The following is a 26564-nucleotide window of genomic DNA, read 5'->3' as shown; positions in this document are numbered from 1 at the left end:
AGGGCACATTAGGAGAAACCAGGTGCGGAAGCCTTCCCTCTCAGTAAGAAGTAGACTACTTATCTTCGGGCTCTGCATCTCGCTCATCCCCATTGCCATAATCACGACTATATACTACTTCAACGCCAGGAGGGCCTTGAAGCAACAGATAATGCAGAGTCTGACGGCAATAGCAGAGTCGAAAAAGGCGCACGTCATTGAACTTATAGAGGGAAGAAAGGGACGGGTTACAGACTTCGCCTCCGACGGGCATATAAAAGACAGCCTTGAGACAATCAACCGTAATGAATTTCATAAAGACGATGTCGTTATTGCCCTGAATAGACACCTCTTAACGAACAAGAAGCTGCTAGGCCCCTATATTAGGGGAATAGAAGCTGTGGACCTGGACGGCAAGGTTGTTGCATCTACTAACGAGGCGATGATTGGGCGGGATATATCCGACCAGGAGATATTTACGCAGGCCAGAGACAAAAACTACAATGAAGCCGGCGTTGTCCCGCCCCACAACGGTCATTACATCAATACGGCGGCAGTGGATTTTTCTGCACCCGTTACCTCCAGGGACGGCGTTGAGACACTTGGCCTCATTATCAACCACTACGACCTGGCTATCCTGAGTGAGATTACGGCCAACCGTGCTGGTATGGGTAAGACTGGTGAGATAGTACTGGGGCAAATGGAGGAAGATAATAATATTGTGTTCTTAAACTTCCTGCGGTATGCAGACAATGCGCCCCTCACCCTGTCCATCCCACTAACTTCCAAAGAGGCAGAACCTATGAGGCTGGCATTGGAGGGGAAGAGCGGTGCGCTCATAGCCCCGGATTACAGGGGTGTCAAGGTTGTGGCCGCTTATCAATATATTCCTTCTTTAGATTGGGGACTTGTGGCAAAGATAGACGAGGCGGAGGCCCTTGCGCCGTTAAGGACGTTAGGCATCGTTGCGCTGATAGTGGGTCTGCTCAGTGCCGCAGCGGTCATCAGTACGGTTGTTATCTTCGCTTATTCAAGATTAATGTTTACCGAGACACCGGCTGAAGCGCCGGGTGCGCCCACCGGCGAGGCTACCGGCGGAATACGGCCCTTCCGCTCGATTAAGGCCAGATTACTTACGTTCGTCCTCTGTATCTCTCTCATACCTGTTATTCTACTGACCACGATTTACTACCTCAATGCCAGGCATGCGCTGAAGAAACAGGCGCTTGAATGGCTGACGGCAGTTGCCGAATCGAGAAGGCTTCACATTGTATCTTACTTAGAGAAAGAGAAGAAACACGCCGTACACTTCAGTCGGGATAGGTTTATAAGGGAGAGTCTCGCCATGATTGAGAGGGGGGGGCCTGATAGAGAGAACGCCATGGAGAGCCTTAACCGCTATCTCTCAAGTGAGGAAAAGATATCAGCTCCCGAGCTCCTGGCAATAATGGTTGCAGACATGGACGGTGAGATTCTTGCTTCCTCGGATTCCAAGTTGCTTGGACAGGACATCCGCGACTTGAATGTGTTCACAGAAGCCCGGGGCCTGAATTCCGGTCAGGCCTATATAGGGCAGCCCCGATACTTATCCTATCTGGGCAAAAACGTTCTCTTTTTCTCCGCACCGATTGCCATCACGACCAACGGAGACACGATAGGTGTCATTGTGAACGCCAATAGCCTCTCCTCCCTGAGTGATATTACGTCCAGCCGGGCCGGGATGGGTGGGACGGGAGAGGTGTATCTGGGACGGACGCAGGGAAGCAGGATTGTATTTCTTAGCTCCCTGCGATACGTACACGATGCGCCCCTCAGCCTGTCTGTCCCTGTAGGGTCTGTAGGGGCTGAGCCGATGAGATTGGCGTTGGAGGGAAAGAGTGGGGCACTGGTAGCGCCGGATTACAGAGGCGTTGACGTTGTAGCCGCGTATCAGGGCATCCCTTCTATGGACTGGGGCCTTGTGGCCAAGGTAGACAAGTCTGAGGCCTTTGCGCCCATAAGGCTGCAGGGCATTATTGCGCTGGCAGTCGGGGTCATAGGCGCTGCAGTGGTCACGTGTCTTGGATTCATATTTGCCCTCTCAACATCAAGGCCCATCAGGAAACTAACGTATGCCACCAGGAGATTTGCAGGTGGAGACCTCGGAAGCAGGGTAAAAATTAGACGCAGGGACGAGATAGGCGAGCTGGCAAGCAGCTTCAATGTGATGGCCGAAGGGTTTGACAGGGAAATCACCGAGCGCAAAGAGGCCGAGGGCAGGTTGGCAGAACAGGTGCAGCTTGCGAAGTTGGGTGAGGCTGTGGGTGTTGCTCTGACAAGGGAAGAAACGTTGCGGAATATGCTGCAGGAGTGTACCGAAGCGATTGTATTACATCTCAATGTCGTCTTCACCCGTGTCTGGACGCTAAATAAAGACGAGAATGTGCTGGAGCTTCAGGCCAGCTCTGGGATGTACACCCGCATCGACGGTCGCCACAGCCGCGTGGCAGTCGGTGGTGGACTCAAGATAGGCGTAATCGCCCAGGAAAAGAGGCCGTTCCTGACGAACGACCTGGCCAACGAGCCCTGGGTAAGCGACAGGGACTGGGTGGAGCGGGAGAGGATAGTTGCTTTCGCCGGATATCCTCTTGTGGTTGAGGGGCGTGCGGTGGGGGTGATAGCGACGTTTGCCCGTAAACCGATGCCGGGGCACGTCCTTGGTGCGCTGGCAGCGGCGACTGATGAGATAGCCCTGGGCATCAAGCACAAGAAGACGGAAGAGGAAATAGTGAAACGAAGCGCAGAGCTGGCCGAGGCAAACGTCCGCCTCAGGGAACTCGACCGGCTTAAGAGCATGTTTGTTGCCTCGATGAGCCATGAGCTCAGGACGCCTCTGAATTCCATAATCGGCTTTACCGGGATCCTCCTGCGGGGCATTGGAGGAGAAATCAACGAACAGCAGAAAGACGACCTGAGCAGGGTCAAAAGGTCGGCAAAGCATCTACTCTCACTGATTAACGACGTAATAGACATATCAAAGGTCGAGGCGGGAAAGGCCGAGGCCTTTGTGGAGGAGTTTACTCTCGATGAGGTCATCAGCGAGGCAATCGAGTCTGTACAGCCCCAGATAAAGGAAAAGGGGCTGGCTCTGGAGCAAAGTGTTTCGCCGGGGATACGATTGAAGACGGACAGGAAGAGGCTGCTGCAGTGCATCCTTAATTATCTGAGCAACGCGGTTAAATTCACCGAGGCCGGGACTATCAGCATTGCTGCGCAAGAAATCAATGGAGAGGTGGAAATCACAGTCACTGATACCGGGATAGGCATCGCCAAGGAAGACCTGCCTAAGCTCTTTAACGCCTTCGTGCGTCTTGACTCGGCAGTGCGCACCAAGATACTGGGAACGGGCCTGGGGCTTTATCTGACAGGGAAGCTTGCAAGAGAAGTGCTTGGAGGCACGGTCGCAGCGTGGAGTGAGCCAGGAAGGGGAAGCACGTTCACACTGAGAGTGCCGAAAGAACTAAAACAGAAACAGGCTTGACGAGTAATGGATAGTAGGGGGTGAAAGATAAAGACAGTATTGGTCATTGAAGATAATGTAGACAACATGGAGGTTATGAGGCGGATTCTGGAGGAAGACGGCTACAAGATACTGAAGGCAGAGACGGGGCAGCAGGGATTAGACGTTGCGCTAGAGGCACGGCCGGACTTTATTCTTCTGGACATCCAGCTCCCCGATATGGACGGGCTGGAGGTGCTACAGAAGATACGCAGCTCGGAGATTGACGGCGGCATACCAGTTATTGCGGTGACTTCCTATGCCATGTCAGGCGATTCGGAAAGGATGATGGCCGCGGGCTGCAACAGCTACATCGAAAAGCCTATCGACCCGGATAAGTTTGTGGACCAGATAAGGGAGATTCTCGGAGAGAAGTAATGAAAATATTGATTGTTGACGACGACAAAGACGCGCGGGCGCTGCAAGAGAGGGTCCTGGCGGCCCAAGGATACACGGTAGAGAGCGCCGCTAAGGGGAAGGAGGCCCTGGAAATGGCCAGGCGTTCACGGCCGGACCTGATTATCTCGGACATCTTGATGCCCGAGATGGACGGCTTTGCACTCTGCCAGGCGGTCAAGGACGATGAGAAGCTGAGAACGATCCCCTTTGTGTTCCTTACGGCATCCTACATAACTCGCGAAGACGAAAAGCTGGCGGTGGCGTTGGGAGCGGAGCGGTTCCTTGTAAAGACTGGGGACATAGTGGAACTTCTTGAAACAGTTGAGGAGATACTTAAAAAATATAAAGAAGGACACATCAAGGTCCCAAGCCAACCCACTGTGGATAAGGAAGAGCTAGAACGGATGCATAAAGACGCCCTGATAAGGGAGCTTGACAAGAAAATGCGAGAATTAGAGAGGGAGCATAAGGCGCTTGTGGAGTCGGAAGAGGAACTCAAGACCCATGCTCGCCAGCAGGAAGTTGTCTCCAAACTCGGTCTGTATGCACTGAAAGAAATAGACCTTCAAGAACTCATGAACGAAGCCGTTTCTATGGTTGCGAAGACGCTTGACGTGGAGTATTGCAAGGTGCTGGAACTCCTTCCGGATGGCAAGGCCCTGCTGCTGAAGGCAGGAGTGGGCTGGAAGAAGGGATACGTGGGACGCGCCACAGTAGGGACAGAGAAAGATTCACAGGCCGGTTACACCCTGCTTTCAAGTAAGCCTGTAATCGTTGAAGACCTGCGCAAGGAGACACGATTTAGCGGCCCGCCACTACTTCTTGAGCACGGCGTAGTCAGCGGCATGAGCGTCGTCATCCACGGTAAGGACCGTCCGTTCGGAGTCTTAGGCACGCACACATCCAGGCAGCGAACATTCACCAAGCACGACATAAATTTCTTCCAGACCTTGGCAAATGTGCTTGCCGAGGCGATTCAGCGCAAGCGGGCGGAGGAAGAGCTGCAGGAGTCCAGCACGCGTACCATACAGATTCTCGAAAGCATTACCGATGCTTTTTTTACATTAGACCATAAGTGGCGATTTGCCTACCTTAACTCGGAAGCGGAGAGGCTTTTGCTTAGAAAGCGGGAAGAGCTCATTGGCAACAACGTGTGGGAGGAGTTTCCGGAGGCGGTTGGTTCAACGTTTTACAATGAATATCACAAGGCGATATCGGAACAAGTAACCGTTGCTTTTGAGGAGTTTTATCCACCGCTTAATACGTGGTTTGAGGTACACGCCTATCCCTCGAAAGATGGTCTGTCAGTCTATTTTCGCGACATCACCGAGCGCAGACGGACGGAGGAGGAATGTAAACAGAGCCTGGAGAGGTTGCGAAAGGCCCTAGGGGGGACCATCGAGGCCCTGGCTGCAACGGTGGAGACGAGGGACCCTTACACTGCGGGCCATCAGCAGCGTGTGGCCAGTCTCGCCTGTGCCATGGCAGAGGAGATGGGGCTTCCAGCGGAACAGATTGACGGAATCCGCATGGCCGCGACTGTCCACGATATCGGGAAGATAGCCGTACCTGCTGAGATACTTAGTAAGACCGGTAAGATAACCAAGACCGAATTTGAGATGATTAAAAGACACTCCGAGGTGGGCTACAACATATTGAAGAGTATAGAGTTCCCACGGCCAATTGCCAAGATAGTGCTTCAACACCACGAAAGGATGGACGGCTCCGGGTACCCTGACGCGCTGGAAGTCGGAGGAATTTTTATGGAGGCGCGAATCCTGGGCGTAGCCGATGTCGTGGAGGCCATGTCCTCGCACCGTCCCTACCGTCCCGCCCTCGGTATTGATGCCGCCCTTGAGGAAATATCTAAGAAGAGGGGCATCTTCTATGACCCCGACGTCGTAGACGCCTGCGTGAGGCTTTTCAGGGAGAAGGGGTTTGAGTTTAAGTTCAGTTAGCGCGGCTGCAGGTCTTCGAATCTATTTCAGACCCTTTGTTTTTGTCTCGTCTCTTTCTTTTTTTTGGGCGTCTTGTGGGTGGTCTTTTGCGCGACCTTATTGGCGGCGTTCAGATATGCCTTGGCGCTGGCCTCGATGATGTCGCAGCTTACGACCCGTCCCCTCTGGACCTGTCCCCCGAAATCCACCTCGACGCTTACCTCTCCCATGGCGTCCTTGCCGCTGGTGAGGGCGCGCACCTGATAGTCGAGTAGCTTGCCGGGAACGTCCGTTATCAGGTCTATGGCCTTAAATAGCGCGTCGATGGGGCCGTCACCCATGGTGGCGTTGTCCACGATAGTGTCGTCTTGCAGCTTGAGGCGCACCTCGGCCAGCGGCGTGGTGCCGGGGCCGCAGTCTATTTTCACGCGCTCAAGGCGGTAGACGGGAGGGCTCTCGTCAAGTATGTTTATGACAATAGCCTCTATGTCTTCGTCGTGGATGGTCTTTTTCCTGTCGGCCAGTATCTTAAACTCCTTGAACGCCTCTTCGAGTTCTTTTTTGTCCAGATGCCCGTAACCCAGTTCTTTTATCCTCTGAAGGAACGCATTTCGTCCGGAGAGCTTTCCGAGTGGAAGCCGTGTTTTTCCGCGACCGACGTCTTCGGGGCGCATTATCTCATAGGTGGTGCGTTCTTTTATTATGCCGTCCTGGTGCACCCCCGAGGAGTGCGCAAAGGCGTTTTCACCCACGACGGCCTTGTTCTTTTGTACACGGAGCCCGGTCAGGCTGCTTACCAGCCGGCTGGAGGTCATTATCTCCTGGGTGACGATGCCCGTGGTGTAGTCATAGAAGTCTTTGCGTGTGTTGAGGGCCATTGCTATCTCCTCAAGCGCGGCATTGCCCGCCCTCTCGCCGATACCGTTGACGGTGCATTCTGCCTGAGTGGCCCCGGCCTTTATGGCCGCAAGCGTGTTGGCTACCGCCAGGCCCAGGTCGTTATGACAGTGTACGCTCAGTATGGCCTTCTCTATGTTGCCGGTCTCCGTCAGGAGATATTCGATTAGCCGGGCGAATTCCTCAGGTGTAGCGTATCCCACCGTGTCGGGGATGTTGACCACCGTGGCCCCTGCATCTACTACGGCCTCAACTACCTCGCGCAGGAATTCAGGCTCTGTCCTTGAGGCGTCCTCCGGTGAGAACTCTACGTCGTCAGTAAATCCCTTAGCGTGACGCACGGCGTGTGTGGCCAGCTTGAGTATTTCTGCCTTTGCCTTCTTGAGCTTGTGCTGCCTGTGTATTTCGGAGGTGGCGAGAAACACGTGTATCATGGGTCTTTTTGCTGGTTTCAGGGCATCGGCGGCGCGGTCAATATCCTTCTCCAGGGTGCGGGCGAGCGCGGATATACGGGTGTTTCCTACCTCCCCTGCCACGGCCTTAACGGCCTCGAAGTCACCGGGGGAGGCGATGGGAAAACCAGCCTCGATGACGTCCACCCCCAGACGCGCCAGCTGATGGGCTATCTGCAGTTTCTCGTGGAGGTTGAGACTGACGCCCGGAGACTGCTCGCCGTCTCTCAGCGTGGTATCATGTATGATGATTCGGCTCATTATGTCGCTGCCTTAAGGGAGGGTGTTACCTCAAACATTATTTTACGTCAAGGTTGGGACGAGTACAACTATTTTGCCTTTATCCAGCTCATCTTCTGCCGGAGTTCTTTGCCCACCTTTTCAATCAGCAGGTGCTTTTCCTCCCGGCGAAGGGCATGGAAGTTTTCTCCGCCGGTTTTGTTTTCCGCGACCCATTCATTTGCGAACTTCCCGCTCTGGATGTCTTTGAGTATCTTCTTCATCTCTTTGCGGGTCCTTTTGTCGATTATCATGGGTCCCCTGGTAAGGTCCCCGTACTCTGCGGTGTTGCTTATGGAGTCTCTCATGTGCGCAAGACCGCCTTCGTAGAACAGGTCCACGATAAGTTTCATTTCGTGCATGCACTCAAAGTATGCGAGTTCCGGCTGGTAGCCTGCCTCAACGAGCGTGTCAAAGCCCGCCTTTATCAGGGCGGACACGCCGCCGCAGAGTACCGCTTGTTCTCCGAAGAGGTCGGTCTCGGTCTCCTCTGCGAAGGTGGTCACAATGACGCCGGCCCGGGTACCGCCTATACCCTTGGCGAAGGCCAGGGCGGTGTCCTGTGCCGTGCCGGACGGGTCCTGGTGTACTGCCATGAGACACGGGACGCCGCCACCCTTTTCATACTCCGACCTTACGAGATGTCCCGGCCCCTTCGGGGCCACCATTATTACGTCAACGTCGGCGGGCGGCACTATCTGGCGGAAATGTACGTTGAACCCGTGGGAAAAGTTAAGGGTCTTTCCCTCCTTCATGTGGGGTTTTATCTGTGATTCGTAGACGTCTGCCTGGACCTCATCGGGCAGCAGTATGTGTACAACATCTCCTGCCTTCGCTGCCTCCTCGATGGTTACGGTATTGAAGCCATGAGCCATGGCCGATTCATAGCTGCTTCCGCCGGGCCGAAGACCTACGATGACTTTGAGGCCGCTGTCCCTAAGGTTCTGGGTCTGTGCGTGACCCTGACTGCCGTAGCCTATGACGGCTAAGGTCTTATCCTTCAGGTGGTTCAGGTCCGCGTCCTTATCGTAGTACATCGTTGCCATGTTATTTTGTTCCCCTTATCATAGCGATTTGGCCCGTTCTGGCTGTTTCTTTTATACCGAAGGGTCGAAGAAGTTTCAGCATGGCCTCTACCTTATCCTCCGTACCGGAGAGTTCCACGATCATGTCTTTCCCCCCCAGGTCAACAATCTTCCCTCTAAAGATGTTTACGACCTCCAGTATCTCGCCTCTCTTCCCCGGCGGAACGTTAATCTTGACCAGCATCAGGTCTCTCTCCACGTAAGGCTTGTTTGTGAGGTCTGACACCCTGATGACGTCTATGACCTTGCCGAGCTGTTTCCGTACCTGTTCCAGCACGGCGTTGTCCCCCTTGACCACGATAGTAAGCCTGGAGAACCTGGGGTCATCGGTCTCGCCAACGTTAAGGCTGTCTATGTTGAAACCCCTGCTGCTGAAGAGGCCGACTATCCTGACCAGCACACCCACCTTGTTTTCAACTATTGCCGTTATCGTGTGTTTCATGTTTAGTTACAAGAATCTCTTTTTCTACGCCATACCGCCTATCATGCGGTTAATAGCCTGGCCCGCAGGGACCATGGGAAAGACGTTTTCTTCCTGTGTCACTCTGAAGTCCATCACAACGGGCCCTTTTATGGAGAGGGCCTTATCTATGACGGGCCTTACGTCCTCCTTCTTGTCCACGCGGAACCCCTTTGCGCCATAGGCTTCCGCCACCTTGACGAAGTCCGGGTTGCCGTTCAGGGTCGTGTGGGAGTATCTCTTGTTGTAAAAAAGTTCCTGCCACTGACGGACCATACCCAGATAGCCGTTGTTTAGTATCGCTATCTTCACGGGCAGTTTGTTATGCACGACGGTGGCCAGCTCCTGGATGTTCATCTGGATGCTTCCGTCACCGGCTATGTCTATCACTGTCTTGTCGGGGCAGCCTAACTGTGCGCCGATTGCGGCGGGGAATCCGTAGCCCATGGTCCCCAGCCCGCCCGAGGAGATGAAACTCCGCGGCCTGGTAAATGTATAATAATGTGCCGCCCACATCTGGTTTTGGCCCACCTCAGTAGTTATTATGGCATCACCCTTTGTGGCCTCGTATATCTGCTCGACGACGTACTGTGGCTTGACGTCATCCCCGCTGTTGTCATAGGTGAGAGGAAACTTTTTCTTCCACTCGCCGATTTTGTCAAACCATTGCTTCCTGTCCACGAAGCGCACAAGTTCTATAAGCTTGGTAAGAATGTTCCCGGCGTCACCCACCACGGGAATGTCTACCCTGAGGTTCTTACTGATAGACGCGGGATCTATGTCAACGTGGATGATCTTTGCGTGTGGCGCAAACTCATCGAGCTTCCCGGTAACCCGGTCGTCAAAACGTGAGCCGACTGCTATTAGCAGGTCCGATTCCTGGACGGCATGGTTGGCGTAGCACGTACCGTGCATTCCCAGCATCCCTAGTGAAAGGGGGTTTGTCTCCGGGAACCCTCCAAGACCCATGAGAGTAGTGGTGACGGGTATATTGGCCTTTTCCGCGAGAGCTAAAAGCTCTTTGGCGCATCCGGAGAGGATGATACCGCCTCCGGTATATAGCACGGGCCGCTGGGAGTCGTTTATGGCCTCGGCCGCCAGCTTAATCTGCCTCGGATTGCCGTCGTATCTGGGCTTATAGCCGGGCAGGTCGATGTCTTCCGGCACCGGGCTATTCATGCTCTGCATGGTGACGTCAACGGGAAGGTCAATAACGACCGGGCCGCACCTTCCCGTACTGGCGATGTAGAAGGCCTCGTTTAACACCCTCGGTAGATCGTTCAGGTTCTTTACAAGATAGCTGTGTTTTGTAATGGGGCGCATTATGCCCATCACGTCGGCTTCCTGAAAGGCGTCGCTGCCTATCAGGTTGGTCTTGACCTGTCCCGTGATGGCGACAACGGGCACCGAGTCCATAAAAGCCGTGGCGATGGCGGTGGTAAGATTGGTCGCGCCGGGACCGGACGTCACCATGCAGACCCCGACCTTGCCGGTCGCCCTGGCGAAGCCGTCTGCGGCATGTCCCGCGGCCTGCTCATGCCTCATCAGTATGAACTTTATGGGTGAATCGTAAAGGGTATCGAAAAGCGGTAGGACGACACCACCGGGGATGCCGAAGACGTATTCAATCCCTTTATCGAGCAGCGTATCTATTAACGTTTGTGCGCCAGTCTTTGTCATGTTTCAAAACATCCTTCGTTCCAAAAATACGTTAACGAGAAAGAAAAAGGGGGGTCGCCGTCACAACTGCAAAATAAGGGGGCATAGAAGGCCTTATCTTGTGGGCAGGCGACTTAGGTGGCCAGACCTGCTAACAAAATTACCACCAGACATCGGCGTACGGTGGGCTTTACAATATTTTTAGGGTAAAATTCCCTCTCCAAAACGTTGCTCCTGGTCCTTCTTAATGTGCGTGTTTTCATAGTCAACATTAACCGGCATGTCCAGGGGTTTATATCCCGGTTGAGTAGACCTCTCCAATTCTTCCTTGTACATTGACAGGACGCGTTCCTGTATATATTCTCGGCATTTTGAATTTATCGGGTGTGCGGTGTCTGCGTAAAGTTTTACTTTTCCCGCGGAGTCGCTTTCACCCTTCAGCTCGTGCCTCTCGTCCAGTTTTGTACCGCACTCATTACAGTAACTCGCTCGAACATGGTTCTTCCCGCCGCATTTTTGACACCTGTCCGTTAATTTCCTGCTGGGCATCGCCACGAATGCCCCTTTTTGGCCCTCAATGACCTTAAGGTCTCTTACAACAAAATCATTGTCAATGGTAATGCTGCAGAAGGCTTGCAAACGATTCTTCTTGGCCTCGGTTAGTTTTACTCTGATCTCTGTAATCTCCACTTTAGCACCCCCTTATCATTAGCTTACATAAGCGAAGCAGGCGACAAACTTGATACCACAAAAGCCTTCTCTACCCCCCGTTTATTTAGCTCTTCTTTAACGTTCTTGGCCTCCTTTTGGTTCTTGCAGCAGCCGTAGATTGCAGAGCCGCTTCCCGATAGCAATACCCCGCCCTGGAGAAAGCCCTCAAGAAGTTTTTTAAACCCTTTGAGTTCCGGATATAACTCTAAAGCTACTGTTTCTAGTCTATTAAAGAGCGAATTGTTTAAGGTGTCAATATCCTCAGACAGAAGCGCAGATAGTACGAAATTAACATCTTTTTTTTCTCTTGTCAAATCAATTTTCAGCTTGCCATAAACTTCGGCGGTGGAGACCTTAATGTCGGGATAGAGGAGGACATAAAAGAACCTGTGCCTGACCGCCAGAGGTGTCACGATTTCACCTCTTCCTCTGCACAATGCGGTGCCGCCTTTTATGAAAAAAGGGACGTCTGAACCAAGCTCCGCGGCCATGTCCATCAGGCTTGGTTCGCTTAAGCCCGCCTCCCACAAGGCGTTCATGCCTTTCAGCATGGCGGCGGCGTCGGAGCTTCCACCGCCCAGTCCCGCCGCAACGGGTATCCTCTTTGTCAGATGCACCCTAACTCCTGTATCTACGGCGACTTGTCTCTGGAAGATGCGGGCGGCCTTCCACACAAGGTTGGTCTCATCGCACGGGATGTCTGGTTCCGTACAGGTCAGTTCTATGCCCTCGTCCGTTTCCTCCAGTGTCAGGGTGTCTGCCAGGTCTATCTGCTGCATGACGGTCTCCAGCTCATGGTAGCCGTCGGGCCTCTTGCCCAGTACCTCCAGGAACAGGTTTATCTTAGCCGGGGCGGTTAAGGTAACGGTCTTTGAGTTCACGGGTTACGTGCCTTTTTCTGAAAGGTGCCAGAAGCCGAGATGGGTGATATCATAACCCCTGTCGTCAAAACGTACAAGTCTGCCTATTTTATCGGGAAGCTCCGTCTTCTTGGCCCTGTATTCCACAACGACGATGCCGGGGTCTCTAAGTATGTCTTGCTCTGCGAGGTCCTCGAGGAGTTTGAGGAGCCTTTTTCTGTCCCTGTCATCTTCTATAATCTTGTAAGGGGGGTCCACAAAGGCCAGTTCAAAGTACATGCCTTTTTTTACGAGGTGCGGCAAGACCCTGAACACGTCCACCTTCAGTATTTTGCCACTGGACTCAAGCCCTGCCGTGCGAAGGTTCCTCTGCATGCAGGTTATCGCCGGGGCGTTGTTCTCTACGAACAGGCAGGACTGAGCGCCCCTGCTGAGTGCCTCTATGCCCACGGCCCCCGTGCCGGCGAAGAGGTCGAGCGCGGGACGTCCGGTTACAAGGTCTCCCAGAATGTTGAAAAGGGACTCCTTGACCCTGTCCCGTGCGGGCCTTATCCCCAGACCTTTCGGGCAGTACAAACGTCTTCCTTTGGCTGTGCCGGCTATCACACGCATAGGCGTATTTTAGATTCTATTACATAATATTTATTAGTGCAAGTATGGTATGGGAGAATGCATTAAAAACAGTTTGACTTTTATACTGCCCCAAAATATAATCCGGTCTTGAGAATATTTGGTCTTGAGAATAAAAGAACTTAACAATTCTGAAGGTTTAGCAGTATGAAAAAAGATGTAACCCCCCTCCGTGAACGCCTCCTAAGTCTGAGAGACTCTCTTTGACCTGGCAGCCAAAGAGAAGGAGCAAAGGCTGCTGGAGAAAAGGATAGCTTCCGGGGACATCTGGAAAGATAAGCAAAAAGCGCAGGAAACCCTGAAGAAGCTCAAAAACCTCAAAGAGATAACCGCACCATTCAAAGAGATGGAGAGTTCCTGGGAAGACCTTGTTGTGCTTACCCAATTGGCCGATGAGGACAAAACTATCGCGCCGGAGCTGGAGCGGGATGTACGCGCCTTCGAAAAGAAGCTGGAGAGGGTTGAGCTAAGGGCCTTGCTTGGTCATCCACACGACCGTAGTAACGCATATCTGAGCGTACACGCCGGAGCAGGGGGCACCGAGTCATGTGATTGGGCTGCGATGCTCCTCAGGATGTACTGCCGGTGGATGGAGAGGAACGACTACGCGTATGAGGTAGTTGACGTACAGCCGGGCGAAGAGGCGGGTGTCAAGAGGGCCGTCGTTCACGTGAAGGGTGAATGGGCCAACGGGTACCTCCGTGCGGAGGTCGGTGTGCACAGGCTTGTGAGGATATCGCCTTTCGACACAAACCGGAGACGCCACACGTCCTTTGCGGCTGTAGACGTTGTTCCTGAAATGGCGAAGGAAGAAGAGGTGGAGATACGGCCGGAAGATGTCAAGGTAAACACCTTCCGGGCAAGCGGCGCGGGCGGTCAGCACGTAAACAAGACCTCCTCCGCCGTTAGGATTACCCACCTCCCTACGGGCGTAGTCGTACAGTGTCAGAGCGAACGCTCTCAGCACAAGAACAGGAAATCGGCCATGAGTATGCTCATGGCAAGGCTTTACCAGTTGAAGGAGAAAGAAAGGGAGAAGGAGCGGGAGGCCCTGTACGATGAGAAGGGCGAGATTGCGTGGGGCCGCCAGATACGGTCGTACGTGCTCCATCCGTATAATCTGGTAAAGGATTTACGCACCGGTAAAGAGACCGGTAACACGCAGGCTGTGCTGGACGGTGAGATTGACGAATTTATAGACGCATACCTCAGGCATAAACTGGAGAAACAGGGGTCTTAGACCGCCAGGGTTTCTTGAGTAAAACGGGGCGCAAATAAGAGAAAAGAGGAGGGTAAATGGACGCGCTAAGACGGGTTGACGAGGAGGTCTGGCAGGCAATCAGGGGAGAGATAGAGCGGCAGCTGTTTCACCTTGAGCTTATAGCGTCAGAGAACTATTGCACCCCTGCCGTTCTTGAGGCCCAGGGTTCTGTCCTCACCAATAAATACGCCGAGGGTTATCCGGATAAGAGGTATTACAGTGGTTGCGACAACGTAGACGTGGTGGAGAGGCTGGCGATAGAGAGGGCCAAGAAGCTCTTTGGCGCCGAGCATGTCAACGTTCAGCCTCACTCGGGTTCGCAGGCCAATATGGCCGTCTATTTTGCGGCCCTTACGCCCGAACACAAGATACTTGGGATGAATATAAATCACGGCGGGCACCTTACGCATGGTTTCAGGAAGAACTTTTCGGGACAGATATACGAGGCCGCGACCTATGGTGTTGACAGGGAGACGAAGCTTCTCGATTACGACGTAATTATGGATAAGGCCCGGAGCTTCCAGCCGGACCTTATCATTGCAGGGGCCAGCGCGTACTCCCGCGTGATAGATTTCACGAAGTTCAGAGAGATTGCCGATGATGTGGGCGCGCTTCTCATGGTGGACATGGCCCATATAGCCGGGCTCATAGCCGGCAAACAGCATCCAGACCCCGTACCGCATGCGGACTTTGTTACCTCCACCACGCACAAGACGCTGGGCGGACCGCGTGGAGGTTTCGTGCTCTGTAAGTCGAAATACGCGGCGAAGATTGACCAGATGGTCTTTCCCGGCATGCAGGGCGGGCCCCTTATGCACATTATTGCGGCCAAGGCGGTGTCTTTTAAGGAGGCCATGACCGACGAGTTCCGTGAGCGTCAGAAACAGACCGTTGCAAACGCCCGGGCCCTGGCACAGGAACTTATAAACAGGGGATTTGACGTGCCGACCGGGGGCACGGATAACCACCTATTCCTGGTTGACTTGACCAATAAGGATATATCCGGCAGGGACGCGCAGGATTGTCTCTCAGACGTGGGTATCTACGTAAACAAGAACCTCATCCCCTTCGATGAGAGGGGAGCCTTTGAGACCAGCGGTATCAGAATAGGCGCCGCCGCCGCTACCACACGGGGGATGAAGGAGCAAGAGATGCAGACAATTGCGGCGTGGATAGACCGTGTGGTTTCGGCCCCCAGGGATGACGAGGTCAAGAAATGTGTTAATAAAGAGGTAAGAGATTTTTGTGCCTCTTTCCCGATTTACGAAAACGAGGCAGTCTCCGCGCCCCTTTTAGAAAGTGTGCCTACCGAAGAGTCATAGCAAATGAAGCCCTTTAGAAGGATTTGCGTTCTGGGCAACGGCGGTTGGGGTACCGCCTTATCGCTCCTGCTTCACAAGAAGGGCCACGACGTCCTGCTGTGGGGAAACACAGAGGAGTACGTCGAATTCATAAGGGAAAAGAGGGAGAACGTGAAATATCTCCCCGGCATCCCCATCCCCCCCGACCTCCCGCTTACCAGTGACCTGGCCCGGGCAGCCGATGGCCGGGAACTTATCGTCGTGGCGGTTCCTTCGCCTTACCTCAGGTCTGTCATGGAGAGATTTAAGCCCCACTATGTAAACGGCGGTAAGTTGTTGAGTGTGGTCAAGGGTATTGAGAACGATACGCTTTTACTGGCAAGCGGGGTTATACGGGACGTCCTGGGCGACGTCCCGATTGCGCTTATGATGGGGCCCAGCCACGCCGAAGAGGTGGCGCGGTCTCTACCTACCACCGTGGTTGTCTCCGGCGGAGAGATGTGTGAGGAGATACAAGAGGCGTTCTTTACGGACCGGTTCCGGGTCTATACCAATCCCGACATGGTGGGTGTTGAGGTAGGCGCGGCCGGGAAAAACGTTATAGCCATCGCCGCCGGGATATGTGAGGGGCTGGGGTTCGGAGATAACACCAAGGCGGCCCTCATCACAAGGGGCCTGGTGGAGATGACCCGGCTGGGCGTCAGGATGGGCGGGCAGAGGGCGACGTTCAGCGGAATCACGGGACTGGGCGACCTGATTACCACCTGCGCCAGTCCCTATGGACGGAACAGGCACGTCGGCCTTGAGATTGGAAGAGGGAAAAAGATAAAAGAGGTGCTTGAGGGCATGGAGCAGGTGGCCGAAGGTTTCTTCACGACGCGTTCGGTCAAGTTGCTGGCGGATAAACATAAAGTAGAGATGCCTATCAGTAGAGAGGTCTACAACGTCCTGTACGAAGACAAAGACCCCCGTGCCGCGGTAAGCGATTTAATGATGCGCTCCCCCAGGTCAGAACTTGAAGAGTTGGAATAGCTGCCAATTAGCTGCGTTTTGACGCGAGAATTTCTATTAATCCCCTGAGAAGAGTGAAAAGGGTTAATCATTTATTCTACACCTTGAATTGTGAGGAATCCGCTAATGAATCCCGACATGAACCCGATACACGACAAAATTATTTCGATTAGCAAGGCTCTTTGCCTGATATTGTTTGTTGTCGCGTGCACGGCCCACCCGTTTATTAGCGTTGCTGCAGACTGGCAGGAGACCGTGAAGCAAGGAGATGAATTATATGGGAAACGGGCCGGGGCTAATGGTAAGGAAGACATCGATGCGGCGATAAAGAAATATGAGGAGGCGTTGAAGGGAATCCCGAAGGGGGATGAAAAAAGCCTCTCCGGGGTATACGTTAAGCTCGCTCAGGCCTATTTTACGCTTGGGGCATACTTTTCAAATGGTAAAGATGAGTTGTCGGACTTAACTGACGAGGGGCAGCGTTGGGCCAAGAAAGCCAAAGATGCAGACCCGGAAAGCGCCGAGGCATATTATTGGCTGGGTGCCAATCTGGGACTGTGGAGGACGGTGAATAAGCTCTCTTTTAGGGGTGGACTAACCGGCGGAGGGATAAAGAAGCTGTTTAAGAAGGCGGCGGAGCTCGACCCGGACTGCGAGTATGGACTGCCCAATATGCTACTGGCGGATCTTGAGCTATCCAAGGGAAAACTGGGTGAGGCAGAAAGCAATGTGGCGAAGGCCGTCGTGGCAGGGCCTGAGCTGCTGAAGAACCAGTTAGCACTGGCCAAAATCCTTTGGAATAAGAATGATAAAGAAGAGGCCAGGAAAACCTTGGAACACATTTCCAGACAGTCGGACGATATTCTCCCTTCAAAAGTCCTGGAAAACAGACGTACCATCGCAAAGGCAAAGAAGATTCTAGAGGAGTTGAAGAAGGGAAGCGAGCCGGATTGGGGAAATGCCTATCAGTAGATAGGTCTACAGCGTCCTGTATGAAGACAAATGACCGTTCAGCAAGTCTGCAATCGTGGACAAACAGTTTTCCCGCTCAGATAAACGCCGATAGAGAACGGTATCCAGCTAAGAAACCATATTGTTATCCCGGCTGAGCCCCCTAACGCCAACAGAGCGGCATAGCTGCATAACATGCTGCCTCCAACCAGAACCATTCCTATTTTTTTAGAACTACAAGAAAAGCCGTGCTTGTCTTCAGCCATTTTCATTCTACCTCCTCTCGCGCGAGGGACAATTGTTACTTATTACTTAGTTGAATAGATTACAAGGGCAACAGAAAATATAATCCATAAGACAGCAAGGAGTATGAGGATAAAACGCTGGTTAATGCCGGAAAGTGCATCATTGAGGCCCAGGGATTTTGGGATTTTACGCCAATCCATACCGGAAAGTGCATCATTGAGGCCCAGGGATTTTGGGATTTTACGCCAATCCATACCGGAAAATGCATCACTGAGGCCCAGGGATTTTGGGATTTTACGCCAATCCATGCCGGAAAGTGCATCACTGAGGCCCAGGGATTTTAGAGTTTCACGCCAGTCCATGCCGGAAAGTGTACCATAAGACGCCAGATTGTCAAATAATGCATGGCCGGCCGCTGGAGGTTGACATTCACTTTACAAGGAAGATCTCAAGTGGATGGGGAGAGAGACGGTCACCCTGAAACAAACCCCGTGCCGATTATAGATTGACTGTCCCTGAAATGGGTTATAATACGCCGGTTCATGGCGGTGTAAAGCTACACAACAGAAGGTGGCAAAATGATAAGCATGAGCGAAGCTAAGGCAGTAGCAAAGATTGCGGGGTCGGTTATAGTCGGCGTTATAGTGTACAGGTGGTACGTTTATTACCGGGCGACGTCAGAGGAAAGAAAGAAGAAGAAGAAACGAAAGCGGCGGAAACGTTGGTATTAAAGCGGGATACCTGTACTCCAACGGCAAAAAAGACGTGGCAAGAATTCTAATTGGTACCCCCAAGGGGAGTCGAACCCCTGTCTCCAGACTGAGAATCTGGCATCCTGGGCCACTAGACGATGGGGGCTCTTTTTTTGTGGGGGTTATCTCGCGGCCAGCCTTTGCTGAAGTGCTGCAACTTCCTTTTCAGCAGAAACCTTAGCCTTGGTCAGTGTGATTAATTCACTGGTGAGGTCCGAAACCTTTTGCTTGAGTTCGGGAAGTTCCGAAGGAGAGCCAATTTCGTGTCCGGTTACCGCCAGCCCAAACCCTAGATGAGAGACTTCCCCACCTTCCTGTGTGCCTTCATAAAGGGAAGATGTTTCGCCTCCGAGCTCTTTGGTAAGGTTCCGAATCTTGGTCTCCGCGGCGCGCACGTCCAGGTCTAGCGCGGCGACCTGTTTCTTCAGGCGCTTATTTTCTTCCGCCAGTGTGGCAGCCGTTTCTTCTGCTGCGACCAGTTCGGTCTTTGCTATCTTGACGGCCTCTTCGCTCTGTTGCAGTAACCTGCCTCCCGCGGCGTTGCCTACGGCGAGCAGCTCACTTTCGTGTCTCAGTACTTCGAATTCCTCTTTCAGGGCCTCAAATTCATCCGTTGCCTCTGTCAGTTGATTCTCGACATCCTGCCTTGCCGTCGCCTCCTCCTGGGCCTTTAGCTGCGACTGGGGAACCTTTAGCATAGCCTCTTTTCCAAGGAGTATCTTTTCTTCCAGCTCCGTAACTCGATGCTTTTGAGTGCGATATTTGGAGGTAGCGGTAACTCCAAGGCCAAGGCTGAATATGGCCACCAGCCCCATTAATATTGAAATGATGGTGAGTCCCTTAGGGCCTACAAGCATGGTCTTCTCCTTTCAGAATATCGCATCTCACATACCTCTCCTCTAACACGAATGTCATGACAACCGCCCTTCCGCCAATAACTTGATTATCTGTTCGGAAGGTTATTAGAATCGAAATAATATCAACTCAGACGCTGAATTTCAAGTAGAAAACTTCGTGAAAGACATTGCCTGCCTGCACCGGCCAATTCCGTGCGTCGGCAGTGGTTAAAGATACATTAACGGCCAAAAACAATCTCAACTTCCTAAGTCATGGGCTTTCCTTATGATATTTCAAACATACAAAATGTAGATTGACTTTTAGTGACCAACCCCATATATATAAACGTTAAGGTATATAAAGCAAATGAGCACTGGTTTTGTCCACCTCCATGTCCATAGTGAATACAGCCTCCTGGACGGGGCCTGCCGGCTAGACGACCTCATCAGCAGGGCAAAAGACCAGGGAATGGGCGCGGTTGCCCTTACAGACCATGGCAATATGTACGGCGCCATAGAATTCTACAACAAGGCCAGGCAGGCGGGTATAAGGCCTATAATCGGCTATGAGGCCTATATTGCCCGTGACGGGCGTTTTGAGAGGAACCCGCAGTCCAAAGATAACATCTTCCACCTGACCCTGCTGGCGAAGAACCGTGCAGGCTACCAGAATCTCCTCAAGCTGGCGACAAGCGCATACCTCGAGGGCTTTTACTATAAGCCCAGGATAGACAAAGACTTACTCAAAGACCACGCCGAGGGGCTGATAGCCCTTAGCGGTTGCATGAAGTCTGAGTTAAACTCCCACCTGTTGCAGAATCGTCCCGGGGACGCCGAACGTGTCGCGTCGGCGTACAGGGAGCTCTTCGGCAGGGGAAATTTTTTCATAGAGGCCCAAAACAATGGCATGCCGGAGCAAAAGAAACTTCTCGAGGGGGCGATAAACATAGGAAACCGGCTGGACATACCCCTGGTAGCCACCAACGACATACACTACATGTCGCAGGACGACCACGAGGCCCACGACGTACTGCTGTGTATAAACACCGGGAAGTTGGTGGAAGATACTGAACGCATGAGGTTTGCCACAAGAGAGTTCTATTTCAAGTCGTATGAAGAGATGCTTGAACGCTTTGGCGACGTTCCGGAGGCGGTGGAAAATACACTCGCCGTTGCGGAGGCGTGCGACCTATCGCTGGAATTAGGCCGGTTACACCTGCCCAGATTCCATTCGCCTGAAGGCATAGCGAACCCGCAGTACCTCCGGTCCCTGTGTGAGAAAGGCGCCGTCAAAAGATACGGGGCCATCAGCGATAACGTCCTCAAGAGGCTTGACCATGAGCTGAAGGTTATTGAGGAGACGGGGTTTGTAGACTATTTTCTGATAGTGTGGGATTTCGTCTACTTCGCCCACAAAGACGGAATTATGACCAGCGGACGGGGCTCGGGCGCGGGGAGCCTGGTTGCGTATGTCTTAGAGATCACGAACGTAGACCCTCTTGAACACGACCTGCTGTTTGAGAGGTTCCTGAACGCAGAGAGGGTTTCAATGCCCGACCTTGACATAGACTTCTGCGCGGAGGGCAGGGAGAAGGTAATTGACTACGCCCGGAAGAAGTACGGGGGCGACCACCATGTGGCACAGATTATAACCTTCGGGACGATGAAGGCCAAGGCGGCGATAAGGGACGTGGGAAGGGTGATGAACATACCGTTTGCCGAGGTAGACCGGGTTGCGAAGCTTATACCTCCCGCCCCGGGGATAAAGCTCGTCCAGGCCCTGGAGCAGGAACCCGAATTGGAGAAACTATATAACTCAGACAAAAAGATACGGCATCTGTTCGACATTTCGTTCAAACTGGAGGGACTGGCCAGGCATGCCTCCGTCCATGCCGCGGGCGTGGTCATATCGGAAGAACCGCTTACCAACTACGTGCCCCTTGCAAAGAATGGTACCGTGGTAACAACCCAGTTTGATGATGTGACGCTGGTGGAGCAGATCGGCCTGCTTAAGGCCGATTTCCTGGGTGTGAGGAAATTTACGGTTATTGATAGGGCCGTAAAGCTGATAAAGGAGATTACCGGCGAGGACGTTGACCTGGCAAAGGCGCCGATGCACGACAAAAAGACCTTTAAGCTGCTCGCGCGAGGCGACGTTAAAGGGGTGTTTCAGGTAGAGACCAGCCGTGGTTTCAAGGAGTTGTTGAATAAACTGAAGCCCGACAAATTTACCGACATAATGTCGATGATGGCACTTTACAGGCCCGGCCCCTTGCAGAGTGGCATGGTCGATTCCTTCATAAGCTGCCGTCGCGGAAGAGAACGCCCCAACTACCTCCATCCCAGTCTTGAACCGCTTTTGAAGGAGACGTACGGGATAATTCTCTATCAGGAGCAGGTAATGCGGATAGCCAATAAACTAGGTAACTTCAGCCTGAACGAGGCCGACAACCTCAGAAAGGCCATGGGAAAGAAGAAGCCTGAGGTAATGAAGGGGTACCGCACCCAGTTCGTCAAGGGGGCCATGAAAAACGGGATACCCGAAAAGACCGCCGTTGCGGTCTTCGACCTGATGGAGCATTTTGCAGGCTACGGGTTCAATAAGTCCCACTCTGCCGCCTATGCCGTCATTACCTGCCAGACCGCCTATCTGAAGGCCAACTACCCGACCCAGTACATGACGGCTCTGATGAGCTGTGAGATGCAGAATACTGAAAAGATCGTAAGCTACATAGAAGACTGCCGGCGGATGGGCATCGAGGTGTTGCCGCCCTGTGTAAACGAAAGCCAGGAAAATTTTACCATGATTGCGGAGGGGAAGATACGTTTTGGCCTGGGGGCCATCAAGAACGTGGGGAGCAAGGCCATAGAGTCCATTTTGAGTTCGAGGAACGATGATGGGCGGTTTTCCTGCCGGCACGATTTCTACCAGAGGATTGACTCCAGACTGGTTAACAGACAGGTTATAGAGAGCCTGATAAAGGCTGGCTGTTTTGACTGTCTTCCCGGACACCGTGCCGGGCACCTTGACTCAGGCATCCTGGACCACGAGTTGCTGTTCGCGGAGGACCAGAGGCGACAGCGCCTCAGCGGCCAGCTCGGTCTTTTCGGCAACAGCGCTGGAACGGGGCCGAAAGGACGACCCTCCGCCGAACAAAACAGTGACACGGCCGATTTGAAGACTTCTCCTGCGGCAAGGCTCACCGTCGTGTGTCCCGCCTGCGGGTCTACCTCGCGCGACGCGCCGGAGTGGACGGAAAAGGAGTCTCTTCAGCAGGAAAAAAGCGTTCTTGGTTTTTATGTCAGTTCCCACCCTCTGCTCAAGCTGAAGGGAATACTTGGCGAGCATTCCACGGTCACCACTTCAAGCCTTCTTGAATCGGCTGAAGGTAACGTGGTCAAGGTTGCCGGTGTAATTGCGGAGTTAAAGCTCGCCACGACGCGAAAAGGCGACCCCATGGCCTACATCGTCCTGGAAGACTTGGAAGGCCAGACAGACGCCCTTCTCTTCCAGAAGCAATTGGAGAAAGCTGAAGGCATACTGAAAAAGGACGAAGTGGTGTTGGTGGAAGGAAGGGTTATTGTACGCAATGGCAGGCCCTCCATAAAGGTCTCGTCATTGATTTCGTTAGAAGACGGAGGGGAAGGCGTTAAGGCGGGGACGGCGGACAAGAAGGCGTCAAACACGGAGAAGAAGAAACCCGGCACACAAAGAGCGGGCGCGGCTATAAGTTTGGATTATTCTTCCATAAGCGACTCGATGCTCTCCCGTCTGAGGGACGTTATTTCGAGCTACCGTGGTAACTGCCCCGTCGTTCTTGAGGTTTTGGACCAGAAGGGGGAAAAGACAAAGGTAAAGGTTAACAAGAGATTCTTCGTATCCCTTACAAACGAGTTCAAACTGGCCATGGAAGACCTCCTGGGCCCCGGCCGGATACGTTATCTGCATTCATCAACCAGGACCCCGAACCCCCACGCCCGTAAAAAAGCTTCCGTCTAATCTCTTCGACATTCCTATAAGCTGTTGATGCCCACTCTTAAGTGTGTTAAGATTCATTTAAACCTGAGACGTTGCGAGTGAGCGAAACTGTTTACATTTACACTTACAAAGGACGGCAATGAAAGATGAGTTGGCCTATGTGCTGATAACGCCTTACAGCCTTATCAAGAGCAGGACAGGCGGTATAATCGGACGGCTCCTGTCCATGGGGAAGCTGGAGATTGTAGGGGCCAGGATGTATGCGCCCAGCGATGAGTTTGTTGACCGCTACTGTGCCATCATCGAGGCCCAGGATATAGAGCCACACCTTAAAAAGGCCTTTCTGAAATATTTAAATGACTACTTTCGCAGGGATAACCGCTTTGGCATCCTCAACCGTACAATGCTGATGCTCTTTAAGGGCCCTGATGCCGTGAGGACCTTGAAGGAAGACGTTGTGGGGTCCGTCGACCATATGAGGGGCGATACGGTAAGAGGCACCTACGGAGATTATCTTGAGGGGGTAGACAAAGAGGTAGAATACTTTGAACCGGCTGTGCTTACCACCGCGGATAAAGAGACCAGTAAGAAGCAGCTTGCCCTGCTGGCAGAGTATGCAACGTCTGACGGCGGGGTACTGGAACACATTGTTAAATTCCCGAAAGGCGAGAAGCCGGAGACCACGCTGGTAATCATAAAACCGGAAAATTTCCTGAAACACAGCGCCCGTCCGGGCAACATAATAGACCTTTTCTCCCGCGCGGGGCTGTTTATAGTGGGGGCAAAACTCCTGCGCATGGACGTGGCGCGTGCCGAGACGTTCTATTTGCCCGTTAAGGAGATGTTGCGGGAGAAACTCAAACCGAGCCTGGCAAAAAGAATTGGTGAAGCACTTTCACCCGCATTAGCATTTACCGTAGAAGATAAGATGCTGGAGAAGTTTGCGGATAATCTGAAGGAATTGAACGCCCAGCATGAGTTCGACTGCATTGTTGAATACATGACCGCGATAAACCCTTCAACCATAAAGGACCCGGAGGACAAAAAGAAACCGGGAAAAGCTAAATGCCTTGCACTCCTGTATCGCGGAATAAATGCGATAGAGAAGATACGCGCGATACTGGGTGTTACCGACCCGCTAAAGGCCGCTGACGCGACGGTCAGGAGCATATACGGCTACAACCTGATGAGAAACGCCGCGCACGCCTCCGACTCGTCAGAAAACGCCGAAAGAGAACGAAAGATTGTAGGCTTCTGGGGCGAAGACAGTCAGTGCGAAGAAAAGGATTTGATTGAGGCGTATCTGGCGGGAAGGCCCTTTTAGGTGAAGATAGAGAAATTAAACGTCGGACCGCTTGGAGCCTGCTGCTACATCGTCATAAATGAAGATACAAAACAGGCGATAATCATAGACCCCGGCGGAAGCCACCAGGACATCATAGACCTTATTGAGAAAAACGGCCTTGCCCCAAGGCTTATAATAAACACACACGGCCACGGCGACCATATGGGGGCGAATAAAGAGGTCAAAGAGACCTTCCCCGAGATAAAAATTGCTATCCACAAGGACGATGTGGAATGTCTGACTCAACCCAAAAAGAACCTCTCTTTCCTCGGAGGCTTTTTGCTGAAATCACCGCCCGCAGATATAGTGCTCAAAGAAGGGGACAAGGTGGGGATAGACGGCATAGAGCTTGAGGTAATCCACACGCCGGGCCACACCCCGGGAGGTATCTGCCTCCTCGGCAGGTCGTCCTCAGACTCAGGCTCAGGCTCCGGCTCAGGCTCTGGCAAGAAACCCGACGTCCTTTTCTCAGGTGACACCCTGTTCCAGGGTGGCATAGGCAGAACAGACTTTCCCGGAGGCGACCACGCAGCCCTTATCAGGTCCATACAGGACAAGCTTCTCGTCCTTGACGGCGACACGGCCGTATACCCCGGCCACGGTGATACCACCACCATAGAAGAAGAGAAGGAAAACAACCCGTTTGTGTAGTGGGGGCAGGTCTTGCGCCTGCCCTGTTTGGGCGACCGCAAGAATCGCTCCTACGAACGTCGAGCAAGCTCGACCGCTACAATCATAATTTTTGTAGCGTGCGACCTTGTGTCGCACGTGCGAGATAAACTCGGACGCTACAATCCGACGGACGCCCTATTCCTACCTGCCGTCTACCGCACCCTTCGCCTGTTTATATTCGGGTGTCTCTGCCAGCGGTGTCTTGTCCTTACTCCAGTCTGGCACGTGCTTCGGGTCTATCGCGAGGGCCTTCTCGTAGCATTCCAGCACCTCAATGGGCGTCATGCCCATCTTATTTAGAATCCAGCCCTTGTTTGCATAGGCATATTTGTTTTTTGAATCAAGTTCCAGCGACTTATTAATGTGGGAAATAGCCTCCTGGTTTCTTCCAAGTTTACTTAGAGTCAACCCCTTGCCGCTCCATGCATAGCTGAACTTTGGGTCAAGCTCCAGCGCCCTGTCGTAACAGTTTATGGCCTCCTGATACCTGCCCAAGCCGTCCAGGGCCTCACCCTTGCCGCTCCATGCATAGGCCAGCTTTGGGTTAAGCTCCAGCGCCCTGTCGTAGCAGTTAATGGCCTCCTGATACCTGGCCAGGTCGTCCAGGGCAGCACCCTTGTTGTACCATGCATGTGCGTCCTTTGGGTCAATCTCCAGCACCCTGTCGTAGCAGTCAATCGCCTCCTGATACCTGCCCATGTTGCGCAGGGCAACACCCTTGCCGCTCCATGCATAGCTGAACTTTGGATCAAGCTCCAGCGCCCTGTCGTAGCAGTTTATGGCCTCCTGATACCTGCCCAGCTTGCCCAGGGCAACACCCTTGTTGTACCATGCATCGACGTACTCTGGGTCAAGCTCCAGCGCCCTGTCGTAGCAGTTAATGGCCTCCTGATACCTGCCCAGCCGCGTCAGGACAACACCCTTGTTGTACCATGCTAGGGCATATTTGGGGTTAATATCTATCGCCCTATCAAGGCATTCAATAGCCTCCTGATACCTACCTGCACTGCCTAATTTTCCGCCCTTGTTCAGCCATTCTACAGCGCTGTCTGCGCGGGCTGTGAGGGGGCACGTTAGGATAACGGCCATTATTGCGGTGAGGATTAAATACCTGACGGGACAAAATTTGATGTGCATTGTTAATTCCCCCAATTTAAGTTTGGCGGTGCGCGTCAAGGCAATCTACCTAAAATAAGTTTTATGTAGGGGCAGGTCTTGCGCCTGCCCTGTTTGGGCGACCGCAAGAGTCGCTCCTACGAACGTCGAGCAAGCTCGACCGCTACAATCATAATTTTTGTAGCGTGCGACCTTGTGTCGCACGTGC

At 52.9% G+C, this 26564-nt stretch carries 21 protein-coding genes and 1 tRNA gene; 11 read left to right on the top strand and 11 right to left on the bottom strand.

Going from position 1 to position 26564, the window contains the following annotated elements:
• Positions 1-22 precede the first annotated feature (22 nt).
• From NOU37_05770 to NOU37_05760, 3 genes are read left to right on the top strand one after another with little or no spacing between them, the layout of a single operon-like run.
• Complete coding sequence (locus NOU37_05770) at positions 23-3499, top strand: ATP-binding protein (GenBank protein ID MCQ4574737.1); 3477 nt, start codon at positions 23-25, stop codon at positions 3497-3499.
• 39 nt (positions 3500-3538) lie between these two features.
• Positions 3539-3895, top strand: a complete 357-nt coding sequence (locus tag NOU37_05765; protein ID MCQ4574736.1) for a response regulator — start codon at positions 3539-3541, stop codon at positions 3893-3895.
• On the top strand, positions 3895-5874 hold the full coding sequence (locus NOU37_05760; protein ID MCQ4574735.1) for a response regulator: 1980 nt from the start codon (positions 3895-3897) through the stop codon (positions 5872-5874). Before NOU37_05765 ends, NOU37_05760 begins: the two co-directional genes overlap by 1 nt.
• 26 nt (positions 5875-5900) lie before the next feature.
• Here the strand turns inward: NOU37_05760 and NOU37_05755 are convergent, their stop codons facing one another.
• The 7 genes from NOU37_05755 to rsmD all read right to left on the bottom strand — a co-directional run bounded on the left by NOU37_05755 (position 5901) and on the right by rsmD (position 12868).
• Positions 5901-7463 (bottom strand): 2-isopropylmalate synthase, encoded by a 1563-nt coding sequence (locus NOU37_05755; GenBank protein MCQ4574734.1) that lies wholly within the window; start codon positions 7461-7463, stop codon positions 5901-5903.
• A 68-nt stretch (positions 7464-7531) separates the two neighbouring features.
• On the bottom strand, positions 7532-8527 hold the full coding sequence (ilvC, locus tag NOU37_05750) for a ketol-acid reductoisomerase (GenBank protein MCQ4574733.1): 996 nt from the start codon (positions 8525-8527) through the stop codon (positions 7532-7534).
• Position 8528: 1 nt separating this feature from the next.
• Positions 8529-9008 (bottom strand): acetolactate synthase small subunit, encoded by a 480-nt coding sequence (gene ilvN / locus NOU37_05745; GenBank protein ID MCQ4574732.1) that lies wholly within the window; start codon positions 9006-9008, stop codon positions 8529-8531.
• Between the two features lie 24 nt (positions 9009-9032).
• A complete protein-coding gene (gene ilvB, locus NOU37_05740; GenBank protein ID MCQ4574731.1) occupies positions 9033-10706 on the bottom strand; it encodes a biosynthetic-type acetolactate synthase large subunit in 1674 nt (557 codons plus the stop codon).
• A gap of 180 nt (positions 10707-10886) precedes the next feature.
• Positions 10887-11375 (bottom strand): SpoVG family protein, encoded by a 489-nt coding sequence (locus NOU37_05735; protein MCQ4574730.1) that lies wholly within the window; start codon positions 11373-11375, stop codon positions 10887-10889.
• Between the two features lie 23 nt (positions 11376-11398).
• On the bottom strand, positions 11399-12277 hold the full coding sequence (gene ispE / locus NOU37_05730; GenBank protein MCQ4574729.1) for a 4-(cytidine 5'-diphospho)-2-C-methyl-D-erythritol kinase: 879 nt from the start codon (positions 12275-12277) through the stop codon (positions 11399-11401).
• A gap of 3 nt (positions 12278-12280) precedes the next feature.
• Positions 12281-12868, bottom strand: coding sequence for a 16S rRNA (guanine(966)-N(2))-methyltransferase RsmD (gene rsmD, locus NOU37_05725; protein ID MCQ4574728.1), 588 nt, complete (start codon positions 12866-12868; stop codon positions 12281-12283).
• 165 nt (positions 12869-13033) lie between these two features.
• Between rsmD and prfB the strand changes: the two genes are divergently transcribed.
• The 4 genes from prfB to NOU37_05705 all read left to right on the top strand — a co-directional run bounded on the left by prfB (position 13034) and on the right by NOU37_05705 (position 17431).
• Positions 13034-14126, top strand: a protein-coding gene (gene prfB, locus NOU37_05720; protein MCQ4574727.1) for a peptide chain release factor 2 whose coding sequence is annotated in 2 segments (ribosomal slippage) — positions 13034-13078 and positions 13080-14126 — 1092 coding nt in all. Because the reading frame shifts where the segments join, the coding sequence is not laid out codon by codon here.
• Between the two features lie 56 nt (positions 14127-14182).
• Positions 14183-15469, top strand: coding sequence for a serine hydroxymethyltransferase (locus NOU37_05715; protein ID MCQ4574726.1), 1287 nt, complete (start codon positions 14183-14185; stop codon positions 15467-15469).
• 3 nt (positions 15470-15472) lie between these two features.
• A complete protein-coding gene (locus NOU37_05710) occupies positions 15473-16480 on the top strand; it encodes an NAD(P)-dependent glycerol-3-phosphate dehydrogenase (protein ID MCQ4574725.1) in 1008 nt (335 codons plus the stop codon).
• 105 nt (positions 16481-16585) lie between these two features.
• The gene (locus NOU37_05705) at positions 16586-17431 is read left to right on the top strand and encodes a TRAP transporter TatT component family protein (protein MCQ4574724.1); all 846 of its coding nucleotides are present in this window, start codon (positions 16586-16588) and stop codon (positions 17429-17431) included.
• A gap of 287 nt (positions 17432-17718) precedes the next feature.
• Here NOU37_05705 and NOU37_05700 read toward each other — a convergent pair whose 3' ends face one another.
• Complete coding sequence (locus NOU37_05700) at positions 17719-18018, bottom strand: hypothetical protein (GenBank protein MCQ4574723.1); 300 nt, start codon at positions 18016-18018, stop codon at positions 17719-17721.
• 216 nt (positions 18019-18234) lie between these two features.
• Here NOU37_05700 and NOU37_05695 point away from each other — a divergent pair, with 216 nt between their 5' ends.
• Positions 18235-18387: a hypothetical protein gene (locus tag NOU37_05695; GenBank protein ID MCQ4574722.1), complete on the top strand. Its 153-nt coding sequence runs from the start codon at positions 18235-18237 to the stop codon at positions 18385-18387.
• Positions 18388-18438: 51 nt separating this feature from the next.
• Here the strand turns inward: NOU37_05695 and NOU37_05690 are convergent.
• Both NOU37_05690 and NOU37_05685 read right to left on the bottom strand, forming a co-directional pair.
• Positions 18439-18514, bottom strand: a tRNA-Glu gene (locus NOU37_05690).
• Between the two features lie 16 nt (positions 18515-18530).
• A complete protein-coding gene (locus tag NOU37_05685; protein ID MCQ4574721.1) occupies positions 18531-19265 on the bottom strand; it encodes a hypothetical protein in 735 nt (244 codons plus the stop codon).
• Positions 19266-19611: 346 nt separating this feature from the next.
• On the opposite strand from NOU37_05685, the gene NOU37_05680 reads away from it, so the two are divergent.
• From NOU37_05680 to NOU37_05670, 3 genes are all read left to right on the top strand, one after another.
• Positions 19612-23244 carry a DNA polymerase III subunit alpha gene (locus NOU37_05680; GenBank protein MCQ4574720.1) on the top strand — a complete coding sequence of 1211 codons (3633 nt, stop codon included), beginning with the start codon at positions 19612-19614 and terminating at the stop codon, positions 23242-23244.
• 118 nt (positions 23245-23362) lie between these two features.
• Positions 23363-24547, top strand: coding sequence for a nucleoside-diphosphate kinase (locus NOU37_05675; protein MCQ4574719.1), 1185 nt, complete (start codon positions 23363-23365; stop codon positions 24545-24547).
• A complete protein-coding gene (locus NOU37_05670) occupies positions 24548-25219 on the top strand; it encodes an MBL fold metallo-hydrolase (protein ID MCQ4574718.1) in 672 nt (223 codons plus the stop codon).
• A gap of 162 nt (positions 25220-25381) precedes the next feature.
• On the opposite strand, the gene NOU37_05665 is transcribed toward NOU37_05670, so the two are convergent.
• Positions 25382-26377 (bottom strand): tetratricopeptide repeat protein, encoded by a 996-nt coding sequence (locus tag NOU37_05665; protein ID MCQ4574717.1) that lies wholly within the window; start codon positions 26375-26377, stop codon positions 25382-25384.
• Positions 26378-26564: the final 187 nt, after the last annotated feature.

This window comes from Candidatus Bathyanammoxibius amoris, from assembly GCA_024451685.1.
Lineage (GTDB): Bacteria > Planctomycetota > Brocadiia > Brocadiales > Bathyanammoxibiaceae > Bathyanammoxibius > Bathyanammoxibius amoris.
Note: the sequence above shows the minus strand (reverse complement) of the source record. Positions and strands in the feature narration are given on the sequence as shown.

Excerpts from the sequence above, each read along its gene's own strand:
- ilvC (MCQ4574733.1), bottom strand. The coding sequence starts at position 8,527 with ATGGCAACGATGTACTACGATAAGGACGCGGACCTGAACCACCTGAAG.
- NOU37_05705 (MCQ4574724.1), top strand. The coding sequence starts at position 16,586 with ATGAATCCCGACATGAACCCGATACACGACAAAATTATTTCGATTAGC.
- NOU37_05680 (MCQ4574720.1), top strand. The coding sequence starts at position 19,612 with ATGAGCACTGGTTTTGTCCACCTCCATGTCCATAGTGAATACAGCCTC.
- NOU37_05710 (MCQ4574725.1), top strand. The coding sequence starts at position 15,473 with ATGAAGCCCTTTAGAAGGATTTGCGTTCTGGGCAACGGCGGTTGGGGT.
- NOU37_05700 (MCQ4574723.1), bottom strand. The coding sequence starts at position 18,018 with ATGGACTGGCGTGAAACTCTAAAATCCCTGGGCCTCAGTGATGCACTT.
- NOU37_05715 (MCQ4574726.1), top strand. The coding sequence starts at position 14,183 with ATGGACGCGCTAAGACGGGTTGACGAGGAGGTCTGGCAGGCAATCAGG.
- NOU37_05760 (MCQ4574735.1), top strand. The coding sequence starts at position 3,895 with ATGAAAATATTGATTGTTGACGACGACAAAGACGCGCGGGCGCTGCAA.
- NOU37_05755 (MCQ4574734.1), bottom strand. The coding sequence starts at position 7,463 with ATGAGCCGAATCATCATACATGATACCACGCTGAGAGACGGCGAGCAG.
- rsmD (MCQ4574728.1), bottom strand. The coding sequence starts at position 12,868 with ATGCGTGTGATAGCCGGCACAGCCAAAGGAAGACGTTTGTACTGCCCG.
- ilvN (MCQ4574732.1), bottom strand. The coding sequence starts at position 9,008 with ATGAAACACACGATAACGGCAATAGTTGAAAACAAGGTGGGTGTGCTG.
- ilvB (MCQ4574731.1), bottom strand. The coding sequence starts at position 10,706 with ATGACAAAGACTGGCGCACAAACGTTAATAGATACGCTGCTCGATAAA.
- NOU37_05665 (MCQ4574717.1), bottom strand. The coding sequence starts at position 26,377 with ATGCACATCAAATTTTGTCCCGTCAGGTATTTAATCCTCACCGCAATA.
- NOU37_05695 (MCQ4574722.1), top strand. The coding sequence starts at position 18,235 with ATGATAAGCATGAGCGAAGCTAAGGCAGTAGCAAAGATTGCGGGGTCG.
- NOU37_05685 (MCQ4574721.1), bottom strand. The coding sequence starts at position 19,265 with ATGCTTGTAGGCCCTAAGGGACTCACCATCATTTCAATATTAATGGGG.
- NOU37_05675 (MCQ4574719.1), top strand. The coding sequence starts at position 23,363 with ATGAAAGATGAGTTGGCCTATGTGCTGATAACGCCTTACAGCCTTATC.